The following is an 18,470-nucleotide window of genomic DNA, read 5'->3' as shown; positions in this document are numbered from 1 at the left end:
CTGCTCGCCCGGACCTGAACGGGCTCAGACGTAAAACAGCGACACCGCGCAGCCTGCCAGCAGCGCCGCCATGCTGCGGTTGAACACGCGGATGCGCCGAGGGCTGCGCAAGTAAGGGCCGAGAAAAGCACCGGCGTAGGCCCAGCACGCCACCGACAGGTAGCACACGACGAAGTAGATCAACGCAAACAGACCGATCAGTCGCGCCTCGCCATCGGCCACAAACGCGCCCATCCCCGCCACCGCCGCCAGCCAGGCTTTCGGGTTCAGCCACTGCATCGCTGCGCCGTGCAGAAAGGACGGCTCGCGGGTCGGTTTGGCAACATTAAGGCGGCCGTCCTCCATGGCCAGTTTCCACGCCAGATAGAGCAGAAACGCCACCCCGGCCCAGCGAATGATCTCGGTCAGCATCGGGTAGCGCTGCAGCACTTCGTGCAGGCCGAAGCCGGTGAACATCAGCAGGACGACAAAGCCCACCGTCGCGCCGAGCACATGGCGCAGGCTCGCGACCAGACCGAACTGCGCGCCCGAACTGAGCGCCACAACGTTCACCGGCCCCGGCGATATGGACGCGGCCAGTGCGAACGCCGCCATGGAAATCATCAGATTCATTGCACGTGTCACCCTTCATTGACTGTGGGGTGAGTGTACGAAAGGCGCAGGAGCCGGCGATTGAACAAAACTGACCAATCGCCGACGGTGTGCCTGGTTCAGGGTTCAGGGTTCAGTCGTGGGCTTGGGTCAGTCGTGGGCCTGGGACAAGGGCCGCGCCACTTCTTCCAGGGATTTGCCTTCCGATGCCACGCCCCAGATCGCCTGCACCACGGCGGCCAGCAACATCAACGCTGCACCGATCAGGTAGCCGAAGAACACCGGGCCCCGCTCATGGGTGTCGATCAACTGGCCGAACAGGGTCGGGCCGACGATGCCGCCCAGCGCCGTGCCGAATGCATAGAACACCGCAATCGCCAGCGCGCGGATCTCCAGCGGGAAGGTTTCGGCGACGGTCAGATAGGCCGAACTGGCCGCTGCCGAGGCGAAGAAAAAAATGATCATCCAGGCGATGGCCTGTTGCGTGACATCCAGAACGCCCTGCTGAAACAGATAGCCGCTAATGGTCAGCAGGACCCCGGACACGGCGTAGGTCAGGCTGATCATCACCCGCCGCCCCACCACATCGAACAGCCGGCCCAGCAGCAAGGGTCCGCAGAAGTTGCCCAGCGCCAGGGGCAGCACGTACCAGCCGATGGAGGCCGACGGCACCTGATAGAACTCGGTCAGCACCAGGGCGTAGGTGAAGAAAATCGCGTTATAGAAGAACGCCTGAGCGGTCAGCAGCGTCAGGCCCACCAGCGCGCGGCGGCGGTAGGTGTTGAACAGCCTGTGGAAAATCTCTTTCAGCGGCGTGTGGTCCCGCGCATGCAGACGCAAGGGCGGGCCTGTTGGCGCGGAGAGGTCGTGGCCCTGACGGCGCAGGCGCTCTTCGATGCCTTCCACGATCACCCTCGCCTCTTCACCCTGGCCATGAATCAGCAACCAGCGCGGACTTTCCGGCAGCCACAGGCGCATCAGCAGAATGATCAGGCCGAGCACCGCGCCGATGCCGAAACACAGGCGCCAGCCCATGTCCGCGCCGACCCACGAGGCGTCCAGCAGCACGATGGAGCCGACGGCGCCCAGTGCCGCGCCGATCCAGAAGGTGCCGTTGATGGTCAGGTCCACCCAGCCGCGAAAGCGTGCCGGGGTGAATTCCTGGATGGTCGAGTTGATCGCCGTGTACTCGCCGCCGATCCCCATCCCGGTCAGGAACCGGAACAGCAGGAAACTCCAGACGCTAAAGGAAAACGCCGTGGCGGCGGTCGCGGTGATGTACAGCGCGAGGGTGATGAAGAACAGTTTGCGCCGGCCGAGCCGGTCGGTCAGCCAGCCAAAAAACAACGCCCCCAGCACCGCGCCGCAGATATAGGCGCCGCCGGCCAGGCCGATGTCGGCGTTGGTCAGGTGCAGGACCGGGCTGTCTTTCAGCGCCCCGGACACCGAGCCCGCCAGGGTCACTTCCAGACCGTCGAGCAGCCAGGTGATGCCCAGCGCAAAGACCAGCAACGTATGAAACCGGCCCCACGGCAGACGATCAAGCCGGGCCGGCAGGTCCGTTTCAAACACTGCGCCTTTGGGGTCTGCCGCTACTGCCTGCACGCTGCTGATCGCCATGAGTCGTCCCCGTGGATCGGAAGTGATCTGTGGGTTCAGAGTTCGCGGGGTGCGTGGGAGTTCAGCGGGGGTGATGTGGCGGATAGATGAGGGATAGATAAGGGGACTGATTTATTTACAACGCTTCACCGTAAATCAATCTGTCCCCGACTCAACAATGAGGGTGCTCGTACCGGCGCCTTCCCGGCTAAAGCCGGTCCCACTAAAAGCAGTCCCCAGCGCCACCCGCGACAACCCCAAAAAAAACCCACCAAACGGTGGGTTTCTTTTTTCAACGGGGCTGCGTGGGTTAAACGTTGAACACCGTCACCAGCTTGGTGTTCAGGTAGGCCTCGATCGCTTCGGTGCCGCCCTCGGACCCGTAGCCGGAATCCTTGATGCCGCCGAACGGCACTTCCACCAGGCCGATGCCCTGGTGGTTGATCGACAGCATGCCGGCTTCGATGCGGGTGCTGAGGATGTGGGTGGTTTTCATCGACGAGGTAAAGGCGTACGACGCCAGGCCAAACGGCACGCGGTTGGATTCCTTGACGGCATCCTCGACCGTGTCGAACGGCACCAGCAGCGCCACTGGGCCGAACGGTTCTTCGTTCATGATGCGCATTTCGGTGGTCAGGCCGCTGAGGACGGTGGGCTGGAAGAAGTAACCCGGTCCTTCGATGGCCTTGCCGCCGACGTGGACCTTGGCGCCCTTGTCGCTGGCGTCCTTGATCAACGCGTTCAACGCCGGGATGCGTCGCTCGTTGGCCACCGGGCCCATGGTCACGCCCTGCTCCAGGCCGTTGCCGACTTTCAGCTCGTGGGTGTGGCCGACGAACTTCTCGACGAATTCATCGAACACGCCGCGCTGGACGAGAATACGTGTAGGTGACACGCAGACCTGCCCGGCGTTGCGGAACTTGGCGCCGGCCAGCGTGCGCGCGGCCAGGTCGATGTCTGCGTCGTCGAACACCAGCGCCGGGGCGTGCCCGCCGAGCTCCATGGTCGCGCGCTTCATGTGCTGACCGGCCAGCGCTGCCAGTTGCTTGCCCACCGGGGTCGAGCCGGTGAAAGTGACTTTCTTGATGGTCGGGTGCGCGATCAGGTAGCTGGATATCTGCGCAGGGTCGCCGTATACCAGGCCGATGACGCCGGCCGGAACGCCGGCATCGACGAACGCACGGACCAGTTCGGCAGGCGACGCCGGGGTTTCTTCCGGGGCCTTGACGATGATCGAGCAGCCGGCCGCCAGCGCCGACGACAGCTTGCGCACCACTTGGTTGATCGGGAAGTTCCACGGCGTGAACGCCGCCACGGGGCCGACCGGTTCCTTGATGACTTTCTGCTCGACCGAGACGTTGCGCGATGGCACCAGACGGCCGTAGGCGCGGCGGCCTTCTTCGGCGAGCCAGTCAATGATGTCGGCGGCGGACAGGGTTTCCATGCGCGCCTCGGCCAAGGGCTTGCCCTGTTCCTGGGTCATGATGTTGGCGATGTGATCGACGCGGTCGCGCAGCAGGTTGGCAGCCTTTTGCATGATTTTGTAGCGGTCGTAGGCCGGGGTGCTGCGCCACGTTTCAAAGCCGCGTTCGGCCGCTGCCAGCGCCTGGTCCAGATCAGCGATGTTGGCGTGGGCCACGGTGCCGAGGGTTTCGCCGTCGGCGGGGTTGATGACATCGAGGGTGCGGCCGTCTGAGCTGGCACGCCATTGACCATCGATGTAGAGCTGAACGTCTGGGTACATGGGGAACTCCAGATGCGCCTCGCGGGGAGGCGGAGGGAAGAAAGGCGCGCTGAACCTGCCGGATGCGCGCCGCTCGCGATCGGATTGGATCGGTTGCGGGACATCCTCAGAGATAGGGGCTGACGAGGCCGTTTTCAATGGCGCTGAACATGAAACTCGCGATTGGCGGTGACTGAGCCTCTTGTGTATGAAGATCAAGATCAAAAGCAGATCAAGGGCTTCCCGGCTAAAGCCGGTCCTACAGTCGACGCCAATCTTGCTGGATGCATGCAATGCATTTAGTGGGACCGGCTTTAGCCGGGAAGGGGCCGGTTTGTTCACCATAGATGTTGATGGTTCCCACGCTCCGCGTGGTAACACCGCCCCGGACGCTCCGCGTCCTGCAGACGACGCGGGGCGTGTTAGATCAGCATCAACTGCCGAGCGTAGGCGTGCAGGACCTCGCGCTGGATCATGAAGCTGGCGTATTTGCCTTCGCGCAGGGTGGCGATGAGGCCGGCGCGCTCGAGCTCTTTGGTGTGATGGGAAACGGTCGCGGCGCTGACGGGATGGACCTTCAGCACTTCGGCGCATGGAAGCGCCTGTTCACTGTCGCCGATCTGAACCAGAATCCGAAAGCGGCGGCTGTCAGCCAGCGCCCGGGCGATCAGTGCGAACTGCGAGTCACTCAACGGGAACTGCTGTGCCGTGCTGTTAATCATTGTGACGCCTCAGTAAAAACCTCCTTGTCCAGAGATACTGCGGAACAAACTCGACAGGCTGATGACGGTCACCATTGATGGCGGTCGACACAGGCGGTCAACAGTATGGAGGCTTCCGGCAAAAGATGGTTCAGCGCCGTGAGCATTACCTGGAACCACCCGACATTGATCGCTGACCGCGTTAATGTTTTCTGGCATCCTGCGCGCCCTTTTTACCTCGGCCGACTGCCATGCCCCGCCTTGCACCTTGTACACAATCTCCTACCAAACTGTATTTATGCGTGTGGACATGTTGTACAGTCGGCAATCCTGACCGGCAAGACAAGATGTCCGCGCCGGTCGGAGATGTGTCATCCGCAAAGCCCATGACCCCATAAAAACAAAATGGCAGGCTAACCATGACCGCACCCCGCAACAGCGCCCCGACCCGCTCGGCTTCTGCTTCAGTCTCGTCCAGAACAGACCTCATCTACGGCCTGCATGACCGGCCGCATTTCACCGCCGCGATCTTTGCGGCGCTACAGCACGTGCTCGCCAGTTTCGTCGGCATCATCACTCCCACCCTCATCGTCGGCAGCGTGCTCGGGCTGGACAGTGAAGTGCCGTACCTGATCAGCATGGCGTTGTTCGTGTCCGGGCTGGGCACCTTTGTTCAGGCCAAACGCTTCGGCCCGATCGGCTCGGGGCTGCTGTGCCTGCAGGGCACCAGCTTTTCCTTCCTCAGCGTGATCCTGAGCGCCGGGTTTCTGGTCAAGAGTCGCGGCGGCGGCACCGACGAAATCCTCTCGACGATCTTCGGCGTGTGCTTCTGCGCGGCGTTCGTCGAAGTCGCCCTCAGCCAGTTCATCGGCAAATTGCGCAAGCTGATCACCCCGGTGGTCACGGGCACGATCATTACCCTGATGGGCCTGTCGCTGTTGAAAGTGGCCATGACCGACATGGCCGGCGGCTTCGGCGCCAGCGACCTGGGTTCGGCGGCGAACATGGGCCTGGCCGGCCTGGTGCTGATCACCATCGTGGTGCTCAACCGGTTCAATATTCCGTTACTGCGCCTGAGCGCAATCATCATCGGCCTGACCCTGGGCTTCGCCGTCGCCTGGTTCATGGGCCGGGTGGATTTCGCGCAGATGCCCCATGTGCCGGTGATGAGCCTGCCGGTGCCCTTCAAATACGGGTTTTCCTTCGATCTGCTGGCGTTCATTCCCATCGCGGTGATCTTTCTGGTGTCGCCGCTGGAGGCCGCCGGGGACCTCACCGCCAACTCAATGATCTCTCAGCAGCCGGTGAGCGGGCCGGTGTACATCCGCCGGATCAAGTCGGGGCTGCTGGCGGACGGGCTGAATTCGGCGCTGGCCGCGACCTTCAACAGCCTGCCCATGGTGACCTTCGCGCAGAACAACGGGGTGATTCAGCTGACCGGCGTGGCCAGCCGCTACGTGGCGTTTTTCATCGCCGGGATTCTGGTGCTGCTTGGCCTGTTCCCGATCATCGGGGCCGTGCTGCAACTGATGCCGAAGCCGGTGCTGGGCGGCGCGACGCTGATCATGTTCGGCACCGTTGCGGTGGCCGGGATCAAGATCCTCTCGGAGGCCGGTCTGCATCGGCGCAATATGCTGATCGTGGCGATTTCCCTGGGCATGGGCCTGGGCGTCGCGGCCGTCCCAGAGGTCTTGCGCGAGCTGCCGAAGGCGCTGCACAACATTTTCGAATCGCCCATCACCGTCGGCGCGTTCTGCGCGATCATCCTCAACATCTTTCTACCGGAGGAATACCAGGAGCCGGAGCTCACCGAATTCGACCCGGAAGCTGCCACGCTTAAGGTGCTGCAGGATCCGCCCCCTAGCCCTGCCGCGGGACCTGACGCAGAACCTCTCCCGGCGCGCGGGGTCGCACACTTGAATCGTCAGGACGTTTGAAGGGGGCGTGTTGCGCCCCAACGGCCTGCCACGGGAGTCACCGATGCCGCTACGCCCGATCCGCACCCTCCTCGCCGGCCTGACCCTGGTGCTCGCACTCAGCGCCTGCGCGCTGTTTCCCAACCGCGATCCGCTGAACATCAACGTAGTGGGCATCGATCCCCTGCCCGGCCAGGATCTGGAAATCCGCTTCGCCGTGAAGCTGCGCCTGCAAAACCCCAACGACACCGACATCCAGTACGACGGTGTGGCGCTGAATCTGGACGTCAACGGCCGCTTGCTGGCCTCTGGCGTCAGCGACCAGAAAGGCACGATCGGGCGGTTTTCCGAAGGCGTGTTGACGGTGCCGGTCACCGTGTCAGCCTTTGCCGCCCTGCGCCAGGCGGTGGGCCTTGCCGATCAGCAACGGCTGGACAACCTGCCCTACGAGCTGCACGGCAAGCTGGCCGGCGGACTGTTCGGCACGATGCGCTTCGAGGACAGCGGCACGCTGAGCCTGCCGAAACCGGCCAGCGGCACTTGGTGATGGCGGCTTGGCAGAACGTCGCTAGGTGCTCTCCCGACCGATCAACCGGCACTCCAGCAGATTCAACCGCTGAAAGACCTCGTCCGCGCCGATCACACCCAGGCGTTGCAAAACCCGCTCGGCAGCGAGCACACCGATCTGAAGCGCGGGCGGCTTGATCGTGCTGAGGCTGGGCATGAGCATTTCGGCGAAGGGGTAATCGCCGAAACCCAGCATCGCGCAATCACCTGGAATGCTTACCCCGGCACGCTGGGCCGCGAGCAAACCGCCGGCGGCCAGGTTGTCGTTGGCGAAGAAGATCGCATCGGGAGGCGCGGCCCGCTGCATCAGCTCGGTGAGCGCCTGCTTGCCGGCTTCGAACGGCGCGAGATCGCCCGCCGGGGTGAAAATCTGCGGGCTGACCCCGGCCTCCCCCAGCGCCAGCACATACCCGGCGCAACGCTCCTGAGCACTGAAGTCCCCCGCCGCACTGTTGAGCACGAACGCAATTCGCTGATAGCCGCGCTGAAGCAGATAACGCGCGCCAGTGACCCCGACCTCGTGATGGGAAAAGCCGATCTGGATCGGCGTGCGGTCGGGCTGGTAGTCCCAGGTTTCGATCAGCGGAATGTCCGTCGCCGCGAGCATCTTCTCCGTGGCCTCACTGTGGAAGTGACTGGTGACCACCAGCGCAGCGGGTGACCAGCCGAGAAACGCGCGGATCGCCCGCTCTTCCTGCTCGGTGGAGAAGTAGCTCGACGCCAGCAGTAACTGATAGCCGTGCCGGGCGAGGGTGTCGCTGAAGCCCTGAATGGTGTCCGCAAAAATCGGTCCGGAGATATTCGGCACCACCATCGCCACGATCTTGCCCTTGGCCGACGCCAGCCCTCCGGCGACCAGATTGGGCACGTAACCCAGTTCGGCAACGGCTGCCGCAATGCGCTGACGATGCTCGTCGGACACCTGATCGGGCTGATTGAAATAACGCGACACGGTCATCGTCGACACGCCGACGTGGCGAGCAACCGCGTCCTGAGTGACGCGCCCGGCACCGCGCCGCTTGCGTGGGGGATCCGCTGTGTCCGTCAAAACGCCCGCTCCTGGCAAAAGCCTGGTTATAACCAGAGATTATTTAAAGCTGATTTTTCAGTATTGGACGGTCTATTCATCGATTACCGATACTGACGATGTTAGCGCTAACTGACAGTATCAGCTACTCGCTTGAGCGAATGCCCACCTTTCTGCCGCGCAGCACACCAGTGGCCGCAGAGCCACCTTCCGACAGGCATTCATCAGCGAGCAACGATCATGCGACAAACCGGGGCGTTCCATTCACCGAGTCACCTTAGTCAGGCCATTGCCACGGCATTAGCGCTGTGTGCGCTGCCGGCCTTCGCCGCGGACGTGTCCACCGCGTCGCCAGTCGCGGAGCAAGCACCCGAGACCGCGACGCTGCAGGCGGTCACGGTCACCGCCACCCGCCGGGAAGAACCGCTACAGCAGGTCCCGGTCGCCGTCACGGTACTGGACGGCGAACAGCTGGAGCGTGACAACCGCAACGGCGTCGCCAGCATCGCGCAGCAAGTGCCTGCGCTGAATTCCCGCACCGGTGCGTCGAACAAGGACACCTCATTGTTCATGCGCGGCGTCGGCACCATTTCCACGTCCCCGGGCGTCGAGCCTACTGTCGCGACGGTGGTGGACGGCGTGGTCTACGCGCGGCCCGGCCAAGCGACCCTGGACCTGCTGGACCTGGAACGCATCGAAGTCCTGCGCGGGCCCCAAGGCACGCTGTTCGGCAAGAACGCCTCGGCCGGGGTGCTGAACATCGTCAGCAAGGCGCCCACCGCAGAGACCCACGGCTACATCGATCAGTCGTACTACAGCGGCAATGAAAGCCGCACCCGTTTCGGCATTGGCGGCAGCCTGATTCCCGATACGCTGAAAGCCTCGGTCACGACCTTGTTCAGCACCTACGACGGCAACGTGCACAACAAGGCCAACGGGCAGGAGGTCAACGGCTACAACCACAAAGGTGCGCGCGGCAAGCTGGAATTCACTCCCAATAAAGACGTCAAGCTAACCGTCATCGGCGACTACATGCAGTCCCACGATGACACCCCCAACGGGGTCATCAGCCAGTCGCTGACACCGGCCTTCGCCAACGCGCTGTCGCCGGTGCGCGCCAGCAACGACAACCGCGATCTGATCAGCGATTACCGCAGCCATGTCGACGACATCAACAAAGGCTTGTCTGCCCAGTTGGACTGGAACCTGGGCGATTACACGCTGACCTCGATCACCGCCTGGCGCGGCTGGAACAACACCCAGTGGCAGGATGGCGACCGACTGGCCAACGTCAGTGCCGCCTTCCCCGGCACCGAAGACAAGGGCGATCTGGATTTCAACCAATACTCCCAGGAGCTGCGACTGGCCTCGCCGAAAGGGCAGTTCCTCGAGTACGTCGGCGGCCTGTATTACATGCACGGCAAGGACGACGAAACCTATCGCCGCACGCTGATCACGCCCACCGCGACCAACACCGGCGTCGCCGACTACAGCACCACCAGTGACAGCTATGCGGTGTTCGGCGAAAGCACGCTGAATTTCACCCCGGCGTTTCGCGGCATCGCCGGTCTGCGCTGGACCCACGACGACCTGGAATACGATCACCGCCGCGTGTCGACGTCCGCCACTACGGTCAGCGGCATTCAGCCCGGCACCAGCAGCTCCGGTTCGGTGGACGAAGACGGCTGGTCCGGGCGGCTGGGCGTGCAATATGACCTGAGCGATTCGGTCATGGCATACCTCACCTACTCGCGCGGCTACAAAGGCCCGGCCTACAACGTGTTCTTCAACATGCAGCCCCGGGACACCGGCGCCCTCAAACCCGAGACCTCGAACAACTGGGAGCTGGGCATCAAGGCCACCACCTGGAACCACCGCCTGACCACCAACGTCGCGGTGTTCCACAGCGAGTACAGCAACTATCAGGCGAACTTCTTCGACAGCGTCGCGGGCCAGGTGGTGACCCGGCTGATCAACGCCGGCAGCGTCAGCACCGAAGGGGTCGAGGCCGACTACGCCTTGCAGGCCACACGCAACCTGAAGTTCTCCGGCGCCATCGCCTACACCAAGGCGCGCATCGACCAGTTCAGCTGCCCGGCGGGCGCGGCGGCGTCCTGTGACGTGAACGGCAAGACGCTGCCCTACGCGCCGGACTGGAAAAGTTACGTACGGGCCGACTACACCATCCCGCTGGACAACGGGTTGGACATCGAACTGGGCACTGATTACAGCTGGCAGAGCGAAGTGCAGTACGACATCAGCCAGAACCCGGACACCAAACAGGGCGCCTATGGCCTGTGGAATGCCAGCGCAGCCGTGGCCGATTACAGCAACGGCTGGCGCGTCGCGGTGCTGGCGAAAAACCTCACCGACACATCCTATTCCCCCCTGCTTGCCAGCGGCACGGGTTACATCTACCGCGCCGTGCCACGGGACGACGAGCGCTACTTCGGCGTGCAAGTGCGCAAGGATTTCTGAACATGGGCGAACCTCACAAGGACACTGCATGAAAGGCATCGGCAATGAGCACTGAATCCCGCCACACACACACTGAGCCCCGGCAAATGAAACTGGGCGCGTTCCTGATGGCCACCGGTCACCACGTTGCGGCGTGGCGCCACCCGGACGTGCCAGCCAACGCGGGCCTGGACTTCAAGCACTACAAACACCTGGCGCAGGTGGCCGAAGCAGCGAAGTTCGACACGCTGTTCATCGCCGACAGCGTGGCGGCCGCGACGGGGGACGCCGCCAGCTCCATGGCGCGTTCGGACCACTTCGAACCCCTGACGCTGGTCTCGGCGTTGAGTGCCGTCACCGAGCGCATCGGCCTGATCGTCACCGCCACCACCAGCTACAACGAGCCCTTTCACATCGCCCGTAAATTCGCCTCTCTGGATCACCTTTCAAGGGGCCGCGCGGGCTGGAATCTGGTCACCTCGGATGCCGCCGCCGAAGCCCTTAATTTCGGCCGCGACGAGCACATCGATCATGCCGAGCGTTACAGTCGCGCCCGGGAGTTTCATCAGGTGGTGACGGGGTTGTGGGACAGCTGGGACGACGACGCTTTTGTTCGGGACAAGGCCAGCGGCGCGTATTACCGCCCTGACGGCCTCCACGTGCTGGATCATCAGGGTGAGCACTTCAAGGTTAAAGGCCCGCTCAATGTGGCCCGCTCGCCCCAGGGTCAGCCGGTGGTGGTTCAGGCCGGCTCGTCGGAGGCCGGTCGCACGCTGGCGGCGCAGACTGCCGAAGTGGTGTTCACCGCCCAGCCTTCGCTGGCCGCCGCCCAGGCGTTCTATCAAGACCTGAAGTCCCGCGCCGTCGGGTTCGGCCGAGACCCCGACACGCTCAAGATCATGCCCGGCATGTTCGTGGTGGTCGGTGACAGCGAGGCCCAGGCCCGGGACAAATTCGAGGAATTTCAGGCGCTGGTTGAGCCCCGCGTGGGTGTCGCGTTACTGGGAAGAATGCTGGGCAATTTCGACCTCTCGGGTTACCCGCTGGACGAACCCTTGCCCGCGCTGCCATTGACCCGGAGCGGCCAGCAAAGCCGCCAGGCCCTGCTCTCGCAACTGGCGCAGGACGAGAACCTGACCCTGGCGCAGCTGGGACGAAAAATCGCCGGCGGTCGAGGCCACTTCAGTGTGGTCGGCACCCCGAGTCAGATCGCCGATCAGTGGCAGATATGGTTCGAGCAGGGCGCGGCCGACGGCTTCAACGTGCTGGTGCCGCACTTGCCGGGCGGGCTGGAAGACGTCGCGCACAAGGTGATTCCGGAGCTGCAGCGGCGCGGCTTGTTCCGCCGGGACTACACCGGCAGCACCTTGCGCGAGCACCTGGGTTTGCCGCGTCCGGCCAATCGCTTCAGCGCGCCGCCAGGCCATCGCCCTGCACACAGAAACCAAGAGGGTTTGAAAGGATGAAGACTTTGCGCACATTGGGCAGCGCATTGCTGGCCGTGATCGGGATCAACCTGGCCTGGGCGAACGTCGCCGCCTCAGCCGATTCATCCGATCCGGCCGAGTTGCGCATCGGGTATCAGAAGGGCTCGATTGCGTTGGTGCTGGCCAAGGAACAGGGGCTGCTGGAGAAGCGCTTCCCGAATACCCACGTGCAGTGGATCGAATTCCCGGCCGGGCCGCAGATGCTGGAGGCGTTGAATATCGGTGCGTTGGACGTGGGCTCCACCGGCGACATTCCGCCGCTGTTCGCCCAGGCCGCCGGAGCCGATCTGCTCTACATCGGCGCCGAGCCCGCCAAGCCGCAGGCGGAGACGCTGCTGGTCGCGGCCGACAGCCCGCTGCATCAGGTGGCGGATTTGGAGGGCAAGAAAGTGGCGTTCCAGAAAGGCTCGAGCTCGCACAACCTGATCCTCCGCGCCCTGAACCAGGCCGGGTTGAAGTACACGGACATTCAGCCGGTCTACCTCAGCCCGGCCGACGCCCGCGCGGCGTTCGAACAAGGCAGCGTCGATGCCTGGGCGATCTGGGAACCGTTTTCGTCGCTGGCCCTGAGCGGCGGTCGCGCCCGGCTGTTGGCGGACGGCACCGACCTGGGATTGTCCGGGCCGATCTACACGGCCAGACGTTCGTACGCCAGTGGGCACGGGGCGTTCATCAACGCATTGCTGGAACAGCTGACGAATGCCGAAGGGCTGACCCGCAGCCAGCGGCAGCTAAGCCTGGAGGTGCTGACCCGTTCGATGGGGCTGCCCCAGGCGGTGATTGCCCGTTACATGGACAACCGCCCTGCCTCGCCGATCCTGTCGATCACCCCGCAGATCATTGCGGCGCAGCAGCAGACGGCCGATCTGTTCTTCGAAAACCATTTGCTGCCCAAACGCATTGACGTGAGCGCAGCGGCCAGGCCGTAGCCGTACGCTGTCAGTGGGACCGGCCGGAGCTGTAACTGTGGGACTGGCTTAACGCTTTTAGTGGGACCGGCTTTAGCCGGGAAAGCGTCAGCCGCCTCACCGCAAACACGGGCAAAATGATGTCGCCAGGACTGGCCTATTCCCGGCTGAAGCCGGTCCCACTAAACCGCGCATGGCAGGACCGGCTTCAGCCGGGAAGGCGTCCGACGGGCTAAACCGAAACCTACCCCCGCGCCGCTGCCACCAGTCGATTGACCTCGGCGCGCACCATGTTGGCGTACTCCGGCGGCGACATGGCGTCGAGCTCACCGCGCACCCACTCCGACCATTTGCCCTTGCGCTTGGCCCGTTCGCCCATCAGCCGGGCGGCGTCACCTTTGGCCTTGCCCAGATTGCTCTGCCACAGATCGAACAGGCGGGACTTTTCGTCCTCGATCGCGGCACGTTCCGGAAGGGTTTTATTGGCCAGGTTGTAGCTCATGGTATGTACCTCGGTGGTCAAAACGAAACGCATAAACGGAGCCGGTGACGGGCTCGAAAAACGTCAGCATCTTACACCCGCCGACCGTGAATCCCGACCCCATTACGCGTACTTTTTGCCGGCTGGGGGAAAAGCGCTGCAACTTTTCAGGCGCTCAAAACTCCATTGCACAATGCCATAACCACTGAAAGGAAATTTGCCATGGCTCGTAAAACTGCTGCCCAAAACGCCGCTGTCGAACAGATCAAGGATCAAGCGTTCAGCGAACTGGCCGCCCTCATTGAAGAGTCCGACAAACTGCTCAAAGACAGCGCCTCCCTGGTCGGCGAAGAAGCCGATACCGTGCGTGCGCAACTGAGCCAGAAACTCAAGCAGGCGCTGGAATCCGTGGGCAGCGTGCGCGAACGCGCCAAGCCAGCCGTTGATGCCACCGAAAACTACATCGGCGGCCACCCATGGCAGACCGTGGCAGTCTCGGCAGGCTTTGGTCTGGTAGTGGGTCTGTTGCTGGGCCGTCGTTGATTAACGACGTCTGACCTGGTAGCAAGACTGAATTTGGCCGGGGCATCGCGTGATGCCACCGGCTTCAAACCCTCAAGACCTCGGCGCGATCACTTCCAGCTGTGACAGGCGATGGCCCTTGACCATCGCGGCATCGATCTCTGTCTTGGCATTCTCGGCATCCGCCTGAGACTCGAACGGTCCGATCATCACCACTTCCCTGCCATCGACCTTCACCACATAAGACGGGTAATGGTGCTCGACCAGCCAGTAGGTCATGTCGCTCAGCGCTTCTTTCAAATGGACACGAATGGTCCATTGCTGCGAAGCCGGCGTCGGTGCTTCCGCGGTCGAATCAGTGCTCGGAACCTGGGCGGGCGTCGCCGGCTTGCCGCCATCACAACCCGCCAGCATCAACACCGCCACCATCATTGCCATCTTGCGCACGTCTGTCGCTCCTCATTTGAAGTGGCGGGAGTCTATCACCGCAGACAGGCGGGAGTTGTAACGGCCCGACGCTACACCGTCGGGCTGCAGCAGTGGACCCGCCTTCATCCGTCCACGGTTGCTGAGCCTCGAAAAGATTGCTGCCCGCCCCACAAATAACCGAACCCGATGATGGCACTGTGGTCAATCTCTCTAGTCTTTTCCCAGGCGCACCATTCATGACGTTCACTTCAGCTAATGCGAGCCTGCGCTTCGCCGACAGTGTATCGTTGCCAGCCCGCCACTCAGGCGCGCAATCCACGAAAGCCGATCTATCGTGAACACACCCATGACTCCCGCGACGCCCGCGCCGATGACTGACACCTCTCACCGCCAGGCTCATGCATTCGGGCAGCCGCCCGCTCCAGCGATCGCCGAGGCGCAGACCCGCGCCGATCAGTGGATCATCTGTGAGCATTGCGACTCGGTCTATGAGGCCCTGCCCCTGAACAAAGGCGAGGCTGCCTACTGCCTGCGCTGCGCCGCGATTCTTCGCCGCAGTCACCGGATGACCGTCGAGCAACTGCTCGCCCTGACCATCGCCGCCTGCGTCCTGTTCATCTTCGCCAACGTATTCCCGGTCATCAGCATCAGCATGCAGGGCCTGCACAACGAGGTGACGCTGTGGGGTTCGGTTCAGGCGCTGGCCCAAGGTCAAATCACGCTGATCGCGCTGGTCGCGGGACTGGCCATCATTCTCGCGCCAGCGCTGCAGATTGCCTTGCTGTTCTGGGTACTCGCCCACGCCCATCGCGGCGAGATCGCCCCCGGCTTCAAGATGTGCATGCGCACCCTCGAACACCTGCGCCCCTGGAGCATGCTGGAGGTGTGCCTGCTGGGGATTCTGGTGGCCATCGTCAAACTGGCGGGCATGCTGGACGTGCACGCGGGCGTCGGCCTCTGGGCCATGGCGATGCTGATGGTGCTGATCGTACTGATCGCCGGCAAAGACATCCGCCGTCTGTGGGACGAATTGGGAGTCGGACCTGAATGAACGGCATTCCCTACGCCCGCGAGTACAACGTCACCCTGTGTCACATCTGCAGTTACGTCTGCCCGGAAGACGCCCATGAATGCCCGCGCTGCGATTCACCGGTGCATCGGCGCAAGCCCAACAGCCTGACGCGGACCTGGGCCTTTCTGATTGCGGGGCTGATCTTCTACCTCCCGGCCAACCTGTTGCCGGTGATGTACACGACCATGCTCGGCAGCAGCAGCGAGAACACCATCATGAGCGGGGTCATCGAGTTCGCCGAAGGCGGCTCGTGGGACATCGCCATTCTGATTTTCATCGCCAGTGTGGTCGTGCCCTGCATCAAGTTTCTGGTGCTGGGGCTGTTACTGATCACGTGCCAGCGCCGCAGCACCTGGGCGATGCGCGAGCGTTCGCGGTTGTTCCGCTTCATTGAACTGATCGGCTACTGGTCCATGCTTGACGTGCTGGTGGTGGCGCTGGTGGCAGCGCTGGTGCAGTTTCGCGGGCTCAGCACCATCGAGCCGCGCCTTGGCATTCTGTTTTTTGGTTTGGTGGTGGTGATGACCATGCTTGCCGCCATGACGTTCGATCCCCGGCTAATCTGGGACGCAGAGGTTGAAGATGTCCGATAACACCCTACCCCCCTCCCCGCCGACCCGACCGCAGGTCAAGGCCCGCAAGGTGCGCGTTTCGCTGGTCTGGCTGGTGCCGATCGTCGCAGCCCTGATCGGCCTGTCGATGGTGGTTCATGACTTCCTCAACGTCGGCCCCAAAGTGGTGGTGAGCTTCCTCACGGCCGAGGGTCTGGAAGCCAAGAAAACCCAGGTCAAGTACAAGAACGTGGTCATCGGCATGGTCACCGACATCGAGCTCAGCGATGACCGCACCCACGTACTGGCGAGCATCGACCTCAACCAGTCGGCCGCGCCCTTCACCCGGGCCGACACGCAGTACTGGGTGGTGCGTCCGCGCATCGGCGCCCACGGCGTCACCGGCGTCGACACCCTGTTGTCGGGGGCTTTCATCGGCGCTGACGCCGGCAGCTCGGAAGAAACCAAAAAAGACTTCACCGGTCTGGAAACCCCGCCGGCCGTGACCTTCGGCGAGAAAGGCAAGCGCTTCATTCTGCACACCGACGACCTTGGCTCTCTGGACATCGGCTCGCCGGTGTACTTCCGCCGCATTCAGGTGGGTCAGGTGGTGGCCTACGAACTGGCGAAGGATGGCAAGGGCGTCGATGTCGAAATCTTCGTCGGCGCGCCAAACGATCAGTTCGTTCTTGACGATTCACGCTTCTGGAACGCCAGCGGGGTAGACGTCACCCTCGGTGCTTCGGGCCTGAAAGTGTCGACCCAGTCCATGGCCTCGATCCTCTCCGGCGGTATCGCCTTCCGCGAACCCAAATACAGCCCGGACGCCAAACCAGCAAACGGCAACGCCGAATTCAAACTGTTCGAAGACCAAGCCACTGCACTGGCGCCGCCCGATGGCGAACCCAAATACATCCGCATGCGCTTCAACCAGTCGCTGCGCGGCCTGGTGGTCAATGCGCCGGTGGACTTCCTCGGCGTCAACGTGGGCCGCGTCGTGTCGGTGGACCTCGACTACGACCCGGCGACGGGCACGTTCCCCGGCATCGTTGGCGCGGTGATCTATCCGCAACGTCTGGGCGCAGCCAATGACAAGCTGAAGCAGCAGGCCGGCGGTGGCGATGACGAAGAACAGACCTCCAGGATCCTCGGCCAGTTCGTCGAGCGCGGGCTGCGGGCGCAAGTGCGCACCGGCAACCTGCTGACCGGCCAGCTTTACGTCGCGATGGATTTCGATCCGAAAGCGGCGAAGGTTGCCTACAACGCCAAGGCACGGCCACTGGAAATCCCGACCGTGCCCGGCAGCTTCGACAAACTGCAGGAGCAGTTGCAGGCGTTCGTCGACAAGCTCGGCAAAATCCCCCTCGACGACCTGGCGAAGAACCTCAACGGCAGCCTGATCGAACTTCAGAAAACCATGAAGCAGGTCAACAGCGACGTCTTGCCTCAGATGCGCGGCGCCTTGCAGCAAGCGCAGAAAACCCTGGGCACGGCCAACGAAGCGCTGTCGGATGACTCGCCAGCACGTCAGCAACTGGGTCAGGCCATGGACGAAGTCCAGCGCACCGCGCGCTCGGTTCGCGTGTTGACCGACTTCCTCAGCCGCCATCCCGAATCCCTGATTCGCGGTCGCACCGGCGATGCGGCGCCCGGCTCGTACAAAGGATCTTCCTCTTCCCGCGAAATCGCTCCGGAGCCTGCTCAATGACCTTGCGTAACTCTCTTCTTGCCCTGGCCTGCGTGCTGGGGGTGACAGCCTGTGCTTCCACGCCAACCCATTACTACACGTTGATCGCGCCCGCGACCCAGGCTCCGGCGAATGCAAGTCCGGCGCCGTTCCAGTTTGAAATGCAGGCGGTGCTCATGGCGGTGCAGGTCGATCAGCCGCCGCTGGTCATCCGCCAGGGCAACGGCAGTCTGGCGATTCTGGAGAATGAGCGCTGGGGCGCGCCGTTGGGCGATGAGTTCCATGACGCGTTGACCGGCCAGCTCGAACGCCGCTTCGGGTCCCGAGACCTGGCGGGCTTGCCTAAACAAAGTGACCAGCCAGTGCTGTCGGTTCGCACTGACGTACGTCGCTTTGAGTCGGTACTGGACCAATACGCACTGATCGACGTGGTCTGGAACCTGAGCCTGCGCGGCAGCGGTGCCGGTCCGGGTAGCAAGCGGCAGACCCTCACCTGCAGCAGCGTCATTCGGCAACCGGCGGGCACCGGCATGGAAAGTCTGGTGGTCGCGCACCAGAAGGCTGTCTCGACGTTGGCCGATACCATCGCCCGGACCGCCGCACAATGGGCGCGCCAATCCGACGCCCGCTGCCCGTCCTGACATCGAAAAAGCTGGGGCTCCAAGCCCCCGGCCGTTCGCCGACCCGCCCTTTTCTCAGGACGCTATTCAAAAACGCCCGCAAGTGACATCAAAAAGTCTTCATTCGGATAG

17 protein-coding genes are annotated in these 18,470 nt (G+C 63.1%); 10 read left to right on the top strand and 7 right to left on the bottom strand.

What is annotated here, in order from left to right; translation table 11 throughout:
• Positions 1–24: 24 nt before the first annotated feature.
• The 4 genes from AC07RO_RS12610 to AC07RO_RS12595 all read right to left on the bottom strand — a co-directional run bounded on the left by AC07RO_RS12610 (position 25) and on the right by AC07RO_RS12595 (position 4,635).
• A complete protein-coding gene (locus tag AC07RO_RS12610) occupies positions 25–612 on the bottom strand; it encodes a LysE family translocator (RefSeq protein ID WP_495086185.1) in 588 nt (195 codons plus the stop codon).
• 129 nt (positions 613–741) lie between these two features.
• Positions 742–2,211: an MFS transporter gene (locus AC07RO_RS12605; RefSeq protein WP_495086184.1), complete on the bottom strand. Its 1,470-nt coding sequence runs from the start codon at positions 2,209–2,211 to the stop codon at positions 742–744.
• 289 nt (positions 2,212–2,500) lie between these two features.
• Positions 2,501–3,934: an NAD-dependent succinate-semialdehyde dehydrogenase gene (locus tag AC07RO_RS12600; RefSeq protein ID WP_423572401.1), complete on the bottom strand. Its 1,434-nt coding sequence runs from the start codon at positions 3,932–3,934 to the stop codon at positions 2,501–2,503.
• Between the two features lie 401 nt (positions 3,935–4,335).
• Positions 4,336–4,635: an ArsR/SmtB family transcription factor gene (locus AC07RO_RS12595; protein WP_192172389.1), complete on the bottom strand. Its 300-nt coding sequence runs from the start codon at positions 4,633–4,635 to the stop codon at positions 4,336–4,338.
• Positions 4,636–5,033: 398 nt separating this feature from the next.
• Here AC07RO_RS12595 and AC07RO_RS12590 point away from each other — a divergent pair, with 398 nt between their 5' ends.
• Positions 5,034–6,551 carry a nucleobase:cation symporter-2 family protein gene (locus AC07RO_RS12590; protein ID WP_495086183.1) on the top strand — a complete coding sequence of 506 codons (1,518 nt, stop codon included), beginning with the start codon at positions 5,034–5,036 and terminating at the stop codon, positions 6,549–6,551.
• Between the two features lie 43 nt (positions 6,552–6,594).
• Complete coding sequence (locus tag AC07RO_RS12585) at positions 6,595–7,077, top strand: LEA/WHy family protein (protein ID WP_192172387.1); 483 nt, start codon at positions 6,595–6,597, stop codon at positions 7,075–7,077.
• 21 nt (positions 7,078–7,098) lie between these two features.
• Here the strand turns inward: AC07RO_RS12585 and AC07RO_RS12580 are convergent, their stop codons facing one another.
• Positions 7,099–8,145, bottom strand: a complete 1,047-nt coding sequence (locus AC07RO_RS12580; RefSeq protein ID WP_346627807.1) for a LacI family DNA-binding transcriptional regulator — start codon at positions 8,143–8,145, stop codon at positions 7,099–7,101.
• Positions 8,146–8,364: 219 nt separating this feature from the next.
• Here AC07RO_RS12580 and AC07RO_RS12575 point away from each other — a divergent pair, with 219 nt between their 5' ends.
• Genes AC07RO_RS12575 through AC07RO_RS12565 form a run of 3 tightly spaced genes read left to right on the top strand, consistent with a single transcriptional unit; the run spans position 8,365 to position 12,997 of the window.
• Positions 8,365–10,602 carry a TonB-dependent receptor gene (locus AC07RO_RS12575; protein WP_495086182.1) on the top strand — a complete coding sequence of 746 codons (2,238 nt, stop codon included), beginning with the start codon at positions 8,365–8,367 and terminating at the stop codon, positions 10,600–10,602.
• A gap of 44 nt (positions 10,603–10,646) precedes the next feature.
• Complete coding sequence (locus AC07RO_RS12570; RefSeq protein WP_495086181.1) at positions 10,647–12,047, top strand: LLM class flavin-dependent oxidoreductase; 1,401 nt, start codon at positions 10,647–10,649, stop codon at positions 12,045–12,047.
• Positions 12,044–12,997, top strand: a complete 954-nt coding sequence (locus AC07RO_RS12565; protein WP_495086180.1) for an aliphatic sulfonate ABC transporter substrate-binding protein — start codon at positions 12,044–12,046, stop codon at positions 12,995–12,997. Before AC07RO_RS12570 ends, AC07RO_RS12565 begins: the two co-directional genes overlap by 4 nt.
• 223 nt (positions 12,998–13,220) lie before the next feature.
• On the opposite strand, the gene AC07RO_RS12560 is transcribed toward AC07RO_RS12565, so the two are convergent.
• Complete coding sequence (locus AC07RO_RS12560) at positions 13,221–13,478, bottom strand: hypothetical protein (RefSeq protein ID WP_122534790.1); 258 nt, start codon at positions 13,476–13,478, stop codon at positions 13,221–13,223.
• Between the two features lie 201 nt (positions 13,479–13,679).
• Here AC07RO_RS12560 and AC07RO_RS12555 point away from each other — a divergent pair, with 201 nt between their 5' ends.
• Positions 13,680–14,000 (top strand): ElaB/YgaM/YqjD family protein, encoded by a 321-nt coding sequence (locus AC07RO_RS12555; RefSeq protein ID WP_192172383.1) that lies wholly within the window; start codon positions 13,680–13,682, stop codon positions 13,998–14,000.
• A gap of 72 nt (positions 14,001–14,072) precedes the next feature.
• Here AC07RO_RS12555 and AC07RO_RS12550 read toward each other — a convergent pair whose 3' ends face one another.
• On the bottom strand, positions 14,073–14,426 hold the full coding sequence (locus tag AC07RO_RS12550; RefSeq protein ID WP_282371913.1) for an SPOR domain-containing protein: 354 nt from the start codon (positions 14,424–14,426) through the stop codon (positions 14,073–14,075).
• Between the two features lie 328 nt (positions 14,427–14,754).
• Here AC07RO_RS12550 and AC07RO_RS12545 point away from each other — a divergent pair, with 328 nt between their 5' ends.
• From AC07RO_RS12545 to AC07RO_RS12530, 4 genes are read left to right on the top strand one after another with little or no spacing between them, the layout of a single operon-like run.
• Positions 14,755–15,459 carry a paraquat-inducible protein A gene (locus AC07RO_RS12545; RefSeq protein WP_282371912.1) on the top strand — a complete coding sequence of 235 codons (705 nt, stop codon included), beginning with the start codon at positions 14,755–14,757 and terminating at the stop codon, positions 15,457–15,459.
• Positions 15,456–16,073: a paraquat-inducible protein A gene (locus tag AC07RO_RS12540; RefSeq protein ID WP_192172381.1), complete on the top strand. Its 618-nt coding sequence runs from the start codon at positions 15,456–15,458 to the stop codon at positions 16,071–16,073. Before AC07RO_RS12545 ends, AC07RO_RS12540 begins: the two co-directional genes overlap by 4 nt.
• Positions 16,063–17,739, top strand: coding sequence for a PqiB family protein (locus AC07RO_RS12535; RefSeq protein WP_346628885.1), 1,677 nt, complete (start codon positions 16,063–16,065; stop codon positions 17,737–17,739). Before AC07RO_RS12540 ends, AC07RO_RS12535 begins: the two co-directional genes overlap by 11 nt.
• Complete coding sequence (locus AC07RO_RS12530; protein ID WP_495086179.1) at positions 17,736–18,359, top strand: PqiC family protein; 624 nt, start codon at positions 17,736–17,738, stop codon at positions 18,357–18,359. The genes AC07RO_RS12535 and AC07RO_RS12530 overlap by 4 nt, the downstream gene beginning before the upstream one ends.
• Positions 18,360–18,470 lie beyond the last annotated feature (111 nt).

The sequence above is a fragment of the Pseudomonas sp. GW821-FHT07F05 genome (assembly GCF_059418765.1).
This window is presented reverse-complemented; position numbering and strand designations above follow the sequence as displayed.

What these genes read in the sequence shown, in the direction of transcription:
- AC07RO_RS12610 (WP_495086185.1), bottom strand. Translation starts at nt 612, where the DNA reads ATGAATCTGATGATTTCCATGGCGGCGTTCGCACTGGCCGCGTCCATA.
- AC07RO_RS12605 (WP_495086184.1), bottom strand. Translation starts at nt 2,211, where the DNA reads ATGGCGATCAGCAGCGTGCAGGCAGTAGCGGCAGACCCCAAAGGCGCA.
- AC07RO_RS12600 (WP_423572401.1), bottom strand. Translation starts at nt 3,934, where the DNA reads ATGTACCCAGACGTTCAGCTCTACATCGATGGTCAATGGCGTGCCAGC.
- AC07RO_RS12595 (WP_192172389.1), bottom strand. Translation starts at nt 4,635, where the DNA reads ATGATTAACAGCACGGCACAGCAGTTCCCGTTGAGTGACTCGCAGTTC.
- AC07RO_RS12590 (WP_495086183.1), top strand. Translation starts at nt 5,034, where the DNA reads ATGACCGCACCCCGCAACAGCGCCCCGACCCGCTCGGCTTCTGCTTCA.
- AC07RO_RS12585 (WP_192172387.1), top strand. Translation starts at nt 6,595, where the DNA reads ATGCCGCTACGCCCGATCCGCACCCTCCTCGCCGGCCTGACCCTGGTG.
- AC07RO_RS12575 (WP_495086182.1), top strand. Translation starts at nt 8,365, where the DNA reads ATGCGACAAACCGGGGCGTTCCATTCACCGAGTCACCTTAGTCAGGCC.
- AC07RO_RS12570 (WP_495086181.1), top strand. Translation starts at nt 10,647, where the DNA reads ATGAGCACTGAATCCCGCCACACACACACTGAGCCCCGGCAAATGAAA.
- AC07RO_RS12565 (WP_495086180.1), top strand. Translation starts at nt 12,044, where the DNA reads ATGAAGACTTTGCGCACATTGGGCAGCGCATTGCTGGCCGTGATCGGG.
- AC07RO_RS12560 (WP_122534790.1), bottom strand. Translation starts at nt 13,478, where the DNA reads ATGAGCTACAACCTGGCCAATAAAACCCTTCCGGAACGTGCCGCGATC.
- AC07RO_RS12555 (WP_192172383.1), top strand. Translation starts at nt 13,680, where the DNA reads ATGGCTCGTAAAACTGCTGCCCAAAACGCCGCTGTCGAACAGATCAAG.
- AC07RO_RS12545 (WP_282371912.1), top strand. Translation starts at nt 14,755, where the DNA reads ATGACTCCCGCGACGCCCGCGCCGATGACTGACACCTCTCACCGCCAG.
- AC07RO_RS12540 (WP_192172381.1), top strand. Translation starts at nt 15,456, where the DNA reads ATGAACGGCATTCCCTACGCCCGCGAGTACAACGTCACCCTGTGTCAC.
- AC07RO_RS12535 (WP_346628885.1), top strand. Translation starts at nt 16,063, where the DNA reads ATGTCCGATAACACCCTACCCCCCTCCCCGCCGACCCGACCGCAGGTC.
- AC07RO_RS12530 (WP_495086179.1), top strand. Translation starts at nt 17,736, where the DNA reads ATGACCTTGCGTAACTCTCTTCTTGCCCTGGCCTGCGTGCTGGGGGTG.